This is a genomic window from Salipiger bermudensis (assembly GCF_019801965.1).
In the GTDB taxonomy this organism is placed as follows: Bacteria; Pseudomonadota; Alphaproteobacteria; order Rhodobacterales; family Rhodobacteraceae; genus Salipiger; species Salipiger bermudensis_A.
The window spans coordinates 1-9,321 of the sequence record NZ_JAHVIA010000018.1; the positions used below are offsets into that span (position 1 = coordinate 1).

Here is a 9,321-nt window from a genome sequence, read left to right on the forward strand (position 1 = left end):
GTGCTCCTTCAGGATGCCAATGATCTGCTCTTCGCTAAAACGGCTTTTCCGCATCGTCTGTCTCCTCGTTTGGAGAACAGGCTAACTTCAAACCGCGGACTTTTCAGGGGAGCAGGTCATGAGGCCCCGAACGCCATTGATCCGAGTGAGCGGGCTGAACGCGGCGATTGCCAACATGGCGCAGACCTTCGAGCGGGGCAAATCCGATGAGGTCCGCGCATCCGAAGCCGAGATCGAAAAGCTGCATTCGAAGATCGGGTAGTTGGGTGTGGAGCTGGATTTTTTAGCGAACGCCTCGCATCAGTTGCTCGGGACGCGAGGCAAAAAATTCTGAGCACGGATCATGAGCTGAGCCAGCGGAGCCAATGTGCGCTGCTTCGGCTGACGCGGTCGGGCCTGAATTTCCGGCCTGTCGGCGAAAGCGCCGAAAACCTGCGGTTTGTGGAGATCATCGATAAGCAGTTTCTGGAAACGGCGTGGTACGGATCGCGGCAAATGGCGCGGTACATGCAGCGGCAGGGGCATCGCTGTGGTCGCCACAGGGTGTGCCGTACGATGCGCAAGATGCCGCTAGTGCCGATCTATCAGATGCCCAACACCAGCAAGAAGCATCCGCATCACAAGGTCTGGCCCTATCTTCTGAAAAGGCTGGCGATCAGCCGGCCCAACCAAGTCTGGTGCGTCGATATCAGTTACATTCCGATACGCCGGGGGTTCCTGTATCTCGTCGGCATCATGGATTGGTACAGTCACAAGGTCCTAGCCTGGCGGCTGTCGAACAGCGTGGAGGCTGACTTCTGCATCGAGGCCTTGAAAGAGGCTATGGCCGAATATGGTCCTCCCGAGACAGTGAATCGTGACTAGGGCAGCCAGTTCACTGGTTGCGAATGGACGAATGAACTGGCCGAGGCAAGTGTGAAAATCTCGATGGATGGCCGGGGCCGCTGGATCGACAACCGGATGATCGAGCGGCGTTAGCGGAGCCTGAAATACGAGTGCGTCTATCTACGGGCACTCGAGACCGGGTCAGAGGCACGCGAGGGGTCGGGCGATGGATCGACTATTGCAACGCCGACCGGCCTCACTCGATCCACGGCTTCTTGACCCCGAACGAGGCCTATGTGACCAAACCCGAGCCTGAGAAAATGGCAGCCTGAAATTAAACCAAGATCCACCTTAGCTTAGGCTGCAAACTGGGCAAAATACTGGGACCACCTCAGCCCGTATGCGCTCTCACCGGGCGGTCAGAATATGCTCCCGAATTCAACGATGAAGAATCAGTCAAGATCTGTTATCATTCAGTGGTTGAGTGAATCTTATTCGGAAAATTGATATGTCGAAAACTTCGTCGTCTTCAGGCGTTATCGTTCGTCTCGGTTTTCTGGTAATCGTCGTGGGTGTTGGATATTTCGCGCTTCGGCCGGTGTCGATCGACGACGACCGGTCGCCGCGCGTTGCGCGGCTGGAACAGCTGTCCGCGCAGGTTCAAGGCGACAACCAGATGCTCGCCCTTGCCCCTTGGCTGAACGGCAACGCCTACAAGGTCGGCGCGGTGTTTCCGGTCAACGGAAGTTTCGCCATCGCCCACAGCAACGCCTGCGACGAGGTCACGTCGAAAACGAGCGACGTGGGTCTCGTGCTGAGCGACAAGACCACCTTTGCCGTTACGCCGGACATCGAAGTCGTGTCTGTCGGCAAGATCGACGCCAATGCCACCCGCGCCGTGGACTATGGCGTGACGGTGAAGACCGGGGATTTGGCGGGCGGCGAGGTCGAGCTTCTGAACCAGCTTTACGGCGACCCTGATTGCCTCGCCGCCATCGCCAACCGCGAGGTGCTGGTGCTTTATGGCATTTACCGCGGCGACGAACGGATCGGGGCAATTCGGGGCGCGAAAGCGGGGATCAGCGCCGATGCTTTGATCAAGACGTTCAAGCAGAACCTCGGGTTGAAAACCGAGTTTTCCGACGAGGACAAGGTCGAACGCACCGATGTGGCGATGTACTGGGCTCTCACCAAGGTTCATCTGGACGATCCGCAGTTCGGGGGCGCAGAGACGTCCGAGGCGGACAGGCTGCAACTGGCCACCTACCTGGTCGAGAGCGAATCCGACTATGCGCAGCGCGCCATCCCCAACACTGAAGTTGAACCGCCCACTCCGGCGGAACTCGATGCGGTGGTCACCCTGATCGACCAGCCCAACGGCTAGATCGGAGGCACGATGATCGGCAAGGCATTCCTCACCGGCCTCGGGATCGCAGCGGTTGCCGCCACGACCCTCGCCGCCGAAACAAAGCCCACCTCGACCGAGCGTTATCTCCAGTTGCGGCAGCTCAAGATCGACCATGTCAGCCGGGTCGACACCGCGCGGCTGAGGACGATCAACATCGGGCTCGACCAGCTGGCCGAGGCTGTCAATCGGGGCGCGTCCGCGCGCACGGTTCTGAGCGGGCTGTCGGCGACCGAGACGAGTCTCCTTGGTCTCAGACTCGACACCGCGGATGTGGCCCAGGTGCATGAGCGGATCAAGTGTCTGCGCGCCGCGGTCGAGAGTGGGCGTGACGCGACCCATTGCCGGTCCCGGCAGGGCGTGATCCAGACTACCTGGGCGACCCGGTCGCTGTCCGCGGTCGCGCGCCCGGCGGAAACCGACCGGACAGTGGGCCTGCTTCTGGAGGCGGCGCGGAAGCCGTTCGTCGTGTCGCTTTACGGTCATTCCGTGGACACCGACATCGGGCGGTTCTTCCTGCGCGTGGCCGAGCGCGATCCGCGGCTTCTGCAACCCATTGCCATCGACCGGAACTTTCAGCTGGCCAGTTGTCTCAGCGCGGGGTTTCCGGGTCTCGTAGGTCCTGGGGCAGGAGACGCGGACGCGCGGTTCCGTAGCATGCTGGCCAATGCCAGCGGCCTGTCTCAAACCCACGACAACGTCTGGCGGTTTACCCTGTCCGAGAGCGATCTGCCCGCGATGCGCGACCGCGCCGGCGTTACGGTGCCGGAGAGCCTCGAGGCCTTTACAGAAGATGATGCCTTCCGCCTGATCACAGCCGATTTCGCCGCCCGCTTCGGTCTGCAGGGTCGGTCCGCCGAAAGCGTTGGCGCGTTGCGGAACCTGTGGACCGCGCTTGGCGAGGCCCGTTTCCTCGGTGTCATGGCGGAGGCGCTGGGTGAAAAGGCGCTCACCCCCAGCAGGCTCGGCCCGGCGCTCGACGCGGCGGGCCTGGGTAACGACCGGCTCTGGACCACGGTCTTTTCGCGCGCGGGCGCGGCCTTGCATTGCAGCGACGCCGACAAGGTGTTCCAGTCCTACGGCCTAGTCTACCGGCGCGGCGACTACCCGTCAGCCAACCAGGTGCTGCGAATTTTGCGTGGTGCGATGGGCTATCCGGCGGTGCCGGGCGTGTCGATCAGTCAGACCGAAAAGGCATTTCTCGAGGCGGTGCCGCAGAACTGCACACTCTTCGGCCCGATCGAGCAGACCATCGGCGGAGCGGCGGCGGATGCCTGCAACGTCCGGCAACTCAAGGTTGACGGGCGCGAGCAGTGGGAAGTCGTGGCCGGCGGCGCGAATATCCAATTCTTCGTGACCGAGGAACAGCGCGGCGAACTACTGTCCGTCTTGCGCGACTACGCCCGCGAACCGCGCGACGGGGACAAGCTGCGCTGGCGCAGTTCCACCCGGGTGCCGGTCAGGACCCAGAGCCAGGTATTTGCCCTGTCGTCAGAGGACGCGCCGCTCGACCAGGAACTGCCCTGCGTGGTCAGTCTTTCGCGCAGCGGAGAATTCGACGGCGCCGAGGACCTGAAAGGCCACGTGCGCAATTACCGCGAACATTTCTATCCGCACGGCGACCCGATGCCGCCCGAGGCGATGTCCTATGTGTTTGTCTTCGATGAATTCGGTGGCCACACCGAACGCGCGTTCCTTTCCAGTATGAACGCGATGATCAACAGCCTGACGGAAAGCTACAACAACGCTGCCGCGCTGCGCGAACCCGAAGGCGGCGAAGGGCAGGCCGGGCTCGACCGGCTGCCAGACACTGCGCTTCTGCCGCTGTGCAATTCGCTGGCCGATCAGTTGCGCGCTATCCAGATGCACGCCGCGCAGCAGAACCGCGATATCTCGCACGGAGCCTTCATCAAGAACCTATTGATCGGTAGCCGCAGCCCGCTTGCCGACGGGGTTGGTCTGCTGAACCCCGAGGGAGTCTTTGCCGAAGACCAGTTCAAGGCGCAGTTCCGGTTCTGGGGCACGGAAAGCAACCTGACGAATGTTGTCTACAACATCGAGGAAGCCCGCGACGTTTTCTCCATCACCGAGGAGGTTAACGAAAGCGGGGCACCCTTGGGCGTCGGCGTCTTCAACCTGAGCCTCGGCCAGTCCTATTTGAACGCCGCGCCACGGGTGCGCGCCGACGCGCGCGAAGCGCTGGTACACCTCAAGGAACAGATCGGGCTCTGGAACGAGAAGGGCCTTTTCGTCGTTGCGGCGGGCCAGCCGCCTGGGGCAACCACAGGCCGCGAACTGCGGCGCGTGTCTGCATGGGAGGCAGGTGTCGATGACCCCGACTGCCCATTCTTCCCGGCCTGTCTGAGCGACCGGCCGAACGTAATCACCGTGGGCGCGGTCAAGCCGAGCGCCACGGCCCTGGGCCACAAGACGCCGGTGCTGATCGAATGGGCGAACTACGGGTCGGCAGTGTCGGTAGCCGCACCAGGCGCCGGCGTCATGGCCAAGGAGTTCGGATATATTCACGGTGACGCCAGCGATAGCATCCAGACGTTGCATACCACCAGCGTCCGCGACGGCACCTCTGTCGCCACCGTGTTCGTCACCGCGCTTGCCGCCCGCATGGCGGCGGAGAATCCCAAGCTCCTGGCCTCCGAAATCAAGGCGCGCCTGATCTCGACTGCAAAGCCCTACATTTCGGGTGACCGCAGCCGGACAACCTTTTTCGAAGGCGACGAGGGTCGGATCTTTGCTGGAGTGATCGACCCGGAAGTGGCACTGTTGAACCCCGCCCGGATGCACGTGCGCTGGATCGACCCGCCCGAGGGCGCGCCCGAGGTGCAGGAATTCGATGGCATCGTCTTTCCCAGCGAGGACATTCCCTTCACGGTCTTCACCTCGGACCGGCAGCGTGGCAAGTGGCGGGTGCAATGCCGCTGGAACGAGATGTACCGTATCCACATCGAGGACGATTTCCGCCAGGACGAGTCCGAACCGCCGCTCTATAAGGGCGCGATGGTCTGCAAGGATCCCGAGAACGACCAGAACATCAAGGTGGCGTTCGGGCCGCTGGGCACCCACAGGTCCCACAAGCAGCACCCCTGTCTGAGGGAAGGGGTCTGCTATAAGGGGGTAGTGGGCGACCGGGTGGTTCCGATCGACATGGGCAATGTCCGCGACATCTATTTCCCCGTGGTCGGGCGATGAAACCGCGCGCGGTCGTCCTTGGATTGCTCGTGGTCGGGTTCGGCCTGGCGAGTGTGCCGGGCATGGCGCAGCAGCTAGCAGAGGCATCGCGCGAACGTGTGGTGCCCGCCGGGGACTACGTGATCGTGGCCGAGGTGGGCGGCGGGAAAAGCGAACTACTGATTGCCGCGCCTTCGGTGGTCACGGGCACATGGCGGTTCTGGATCCGGTTGCACGACGCGTCCTCCGACCTCGTGATCCGCGATCCCGCCGATGGCCGGACTGTCGCGTCGATGCCCGTGGACCGGCTAGCGTCGGGCGACTGGAGCCCGTACCTCGACATTCTGACCGCGGTGATGGAGGTGCCAACCGCCGCCATGGTTGAAGTCCGGATGATCGGGTTCCCGCAGGTCGCGCTCGGCACCCAGACGCCAGTGGGCGCCTTGAACCTCACGCCAGTCCTGTCCTCGGACATCCCGTTCCGGGTGCGGCGCCTCAATAAGGCGGTCGGTCACCTGTCGATTCTCGAGGGCCGTTTTGGCGAGGCGCAGGACACGTATTACACCTATTGCACCGCCTTCATGATCGCGCCTTCCCATGCCTTGACCGCTCATCATTGCGTGGAGCGCGGGCTGGAAGGGCGCTACGCGAAACTGGTGATGGGCTTTGTCGACGAGACGGCGCCGGATGGCGCGGGCCGGCACGAGGTCGCGATCATGGCCCAGTCTCGGGCGCTCGATGTGGCACTCCTGGCGGTGACGCCACCGGTCCCAGCCGCGGCGGCGTTTCGGCTGGCCGACCAGGAACCAGAACCGGAGCGAGAACTGCTGGTCTACCAGCACTTCGAGGGCGCGCCAATGGCGGTGTCGCAGGATGCCGACTGCCTTACAACGGGCAACCTGTTCGACGGGCCCTTTCACATCAAGGATGGCACGGGGCACAATGAGGCGGGCGTGGTATTTGGCCACGGCTGCGACACCACCAAGTCGAGCAGCGGCGCACCGGTCGTCGACCGGCACACTCTGCTTGTCGTCGGGCTGCACCAGCGCGGCTACGGCGTGAGCGGCGCACAGGAGAACCGTGCCTTGCGACTGGACGCCCTGCGCACCTTCGTGACCCAGAGCCTCGAAACGGACAGATGATTGGAGTGGAAAGATGACAGCACGCATGATTGCCACAGCCTGGGCCTTGGCCCTGCTGACGGCGTTTTCCGGAGCCCAGGCGCAGCCGACGGTGACCTCCGGCGCAGGCGAGGACGGGCCGAGGCTCGAGTGCCCCACGGGTTACCGGCCGTGCGGACCGGGCTGTTGCCCGGCTTGACCGGCGCAGGGCGCGCGAGCCTCGGTGCAGTACTCTTCTGGATGGTCGTCTCCGCCGCGGCCGCCGAACAGACCGGCCAGGGGCTGAAGGTGGGCTTCCGCGAGGACGCGCCGCCGTTTGTGTCGCTCCGCGCAGGACCACCTCCCGAGGGCATCACCGGACCGGGAGCGGAATACGATGGCTTCGCCGCCACGATCTGCCGGGCTGTGCTGGACGCGCTGGAGCCGGGGATCGGCGACGTGGAGACCTTTCCCGTGAACGCAGGCGACCGGTTCACTTTGGAGGACGGCGCCCCGCGCGACTTAGACATCCTGTGCGACACGACCAGCATCACCCGCGAACGGCTCGCCTTCTGCAGCTTCTCGTTTCCGTATTTCGTGACCGGCATTTCCTTTGCCTCGCGCGAATTCCGGTCGCGCATCGGGTCGGTTGAGGGCAAGCGGATCGGGCTCGTCGGCGGCACGACCGCAGTGGAACGGCTCAACACCGAATGGCAGCGACGGTTCGGTGACCAGCCCGAGATCACCCAGTTCGAGGACTACGAACAGGGCATCGAGGCGATGACCGGCGAGCGGATCGACGTGCTGTTCGGGGATCAGATCCTGCTGGAGCAAGCGATCCGCGATGCGGACGCGGGATTTGACGTGTCGGACGACATCATCTCGACCGAACTCTACGGGCTTTGCATCAATCCCGACAGGCCAGATCTCCTGCGGGTCACGAACGATACGCTGGCCGAGCTTTACGGCAGCGGGCAGATCTACAGCGTGCTGTCGGAATACTTCGAGGGGCGCGGCGCGTCGCGGTTCCTGGTGACGCTGTATTCGCTCTACGCCGTGCCGGAGAACTGATGCCAGACCGGGCGGTTGCCTAGAGGGACGCCCGGTCCTGACAGGGCAAGGGTCCGTTGCGTCAGCCAAGTCGTCGGTGCGATCCTGCTTGTAAAGAGGAGCCGCCGTGCCGCGTCGTGACCCGTTCAAAGGCCATCCGTTTCCGAAAGATGTGATCCTGCTCGCCGTTCGGTGGTATTGTCGGTTTCCACTTTCATATCGTGGCGTTCGTGATCTTCTTGCCGAGCGTGGGATCAAGGTCGACGCCACCACCGTGTATCGCTGGGTCCAGAAATTTGGTCCGGAAATTCGCAAGCGCGCCTATGGAAGACATCGCAGCTGGCGCGGCCTGCAATGGCATGTTGACGAGAACTACCTTCGCGTGAACGACAGCTGTTGCTATCTTTGGCGCGCTGTCGACTAATGTAGTCAACTCATTGACCTCCGCCTCGCGACACGACGCACGGCCAGTGCATCAAGGGCCTTCACACGCCAAGCCCTGATGCCGTTCGGTGCTATCATCCGTTGCCGATTTTCACCGACAAGGCCCAAAGCTATGCGAAGCTCATTGATGAATGGAACGCGCGATCGGGACCGGAAGGCGCGATCCGGCTCTTCACGAGGAAGCACCTCAACAACCGAATTGAAGGGGACCACGCAGTTCTCTAGCACCGCCTGGCGCCAATGGATGAGCTCCAGAGCCTCGGCATCGCCAAAGCCAAGCTGAAAGGCGTCGAGACATTTCGAGCGATTCGCAAATGTCACTTTGCAGCGTGCGAGCCCAGCGTCGCGAACGAGATCGCCTTCGTCGGGAATCTGTTCACCGAAGCGAAAAGGGCTGCTTGACGGAGGAAAACCCCGTCCGACCCGTCTGCGCCGTTCCAAACAATGCAACGGTCCCATTGGCCCAGCATGAACGGCAATTCTGTCGCCGCTTAGCTTTGCAGCAATTAGGGGCGCGTACAACAAAACCGACATACGTGCAGATGAAGCGAATTGGCGCTTCGTTCCGCTCACCAGTCATTGCATTCGTTGGAATACTGAGAGATGGACGAATGGCAGGAATGCAAAAGCTGCATTGCGGCATCCTGACCCGGGATGAGTGACCGGTATGGGCCAGTCGCGTCATTCGGTGATGATGATGCCACGCGGATCTACAAGGCAGCTACCGGCGCGTCCGAGTCATCCCTCATCCCTGCAAGCGGCGGCTATTCACCAGTCATGCCCCGCAACGGACCCTTCCGCGGCGCCAGCTTCCAGACGGCCCGATAGCGCTCCCCAGAACACAAGAAAGGCGCGGGCCAGGTCCCGCGCCTTTCTCTCATCTCACCGAAGTGACGGAGCTTACTCCGCCGGCTTGTCCTCCTTGTTGCGGTTGGCCTCGCGCTCGGCCTTCCGGGCCGCTTGTTCGTTTGCGGCCTGCGCCTGCATCTGCTCCACGAGCGTGCCGACTTCATCGCGGCGCAGGCTGTGCTGGGCGATGAGCTTGGCCGCGCTCCTGGTGGCGTGGAACTCGATGCAGGCAAAGAACCGGTCGAGGAGGTCGGGCTGCTCGCCGAGCTCGGCGAGCACCTTGTCGAACTTCTTGGCAAGCGCCTCCAGCGCGGCATCCTGGGCCGCGCCATTGGTCATGGTCTCGCCGATCTGCGCGATGACGCGCTGCTGGTTCTTGGTAAAATTCATGCGTATGTCCTTCTATATGGCATGGACTTCAGATGGTGCTCTCGCACCGGTGAGGGTCGGAGTGGTCGGCGT

Annotated in this window: 10 protein-coding genes; 9 read left to right on the forward strand and 1 reads right to left on the reverse strand. The window is 62.8% G+C overall.

Going from position 1 to position 9,321, the window contains the following annotated elements; genetic code table 11:
* Positions 1–118 precede the first annotated feature (118 nt).
* The 9 genes from KUV62_RS22410 (at position 119) to KUV62_RS22800 (ending at position 8,412) form a co-directional block, all read left to right on the forward strand.
* Positions 119–262 (forward strand): hypothetical protein, encoded by a 144-nt coding sequence (locus KUV62_RS22410; protein WP_222605986.1) that lies wholly within the window; start codon positions 119–121, stop codon positions 260–262.
* 179 nt (positions 263–441) lie between these two features.
* Positions 442–864, forward strand: a complete 423-nt coding sequence (locus tag KUV62_RS22415; protein WP_222605987.1) for a DDE-type integrase/transposase/recombinase — start codon at positions 442–444, stop codon at positions 862–864.
* Between the two features lie 469 nt (positions 865–1,333).
* Positions 1,334–2,209 carry a hypothetical protein gene (locus KUV62_RS22420; protein ID WP_222605988.1) on the forward strand — a complete coding sequence of 292 codons (876 nt, stop codon included), beginning with the start codon at positions 1,334–1,336 and terminating at the stop codon, positions 2,207–2,209.
* Between the two features lie 12 nt (positions 2,210–2,221).
* Positions 2,222–5,437, forward strand: a complete 3,216-nt coding sequence (locus tag KUV62_RS22425) for a S8 family serine peptidase (RefSeq protein WP_222605989.1) — start codon at positions 2,222–2,224, stop codon at positions 5,435–5,437.
* The gene (locus KUV62_RS22430; protein ID WP_222605990.1) at positions 5,434–6,558 is read left to right on the forward strand and encodes a trypsin-like serine peptidase; all 1,125 of its coding nucleotides are present in this window, start codon (positions 5,434–5,436) and stop codon (positions 6,556–6,558) included. The genes KUV62_RS22425 and KUV62_RS22430 overlap by 4 nt, the downstream gene beginning before the upstream one ends.
* Positions 6,559–6,723: 165 nt before the next feature.
* Positions 6,724–7,587, forward strand: coding sequence for a transporter substrate-binding domain-containing protein (locus KUV62_RS22435; RefSeq protein ID WP_222605991.1), 864 nt, complete (start codon positions 6,724–6,726; stop codon positions 7,585–7,587).
* 106 nt (positions 7,588–7,693) lie between these two features.
* On the forward strand, positions 7,694–7,990 hold the full coding sequence (locus tag KUV62_RS22790) for a DDE-type integrase/transposase/recombinase (protein ID WP_261395834.1): 297 nt from the start codon (positions 7,694–7,696) through the stop codon (positions 7,988–7,990).
* 101 nt (positions 7,991–8,091) lie between these two features.
* Entirely contained in the window at positions 8,092–8,235 is a 144-nt protein-coding gene (locus KUV62_RS22795; RefSeq protein ID WP_261395835.1) for a transposase, read from the forward strand.
* A 15-nt stretch (positions 8,236–8,250) separates the two neighbouring features.
* The gene (locus KUV62_RS22800; protein ID WP_261395836.1) at positions 8,251–8,412 is read left to right on the forward strand and encodes a hypothetical protein; all 162 of its coding nucleotides are present in this window, start codon (positions 8,251–8,253) and stop codon (positions 8,410–8,412) included.
* A 498-nt stretch (positions 8,413–8,910) separates the two neighbouring features.
* Here the strand turns inward: KUV62_RS22800 and KUV62_RS22445 are convergent, their stop codons facing one another.
* Positions 8,911–9,249: a hypothetical protein gene (locus tag KUV62_RS22445; protein ID WP_222605992.1), complete on the reverse strand. Its 339-nt coding sequence runs from the start codon at positions 9,247–9,249 to the stop codon at positions 8,911–8,913.
* Positions 9,250–9,321 lie beyond the last annotated feature (72 nt).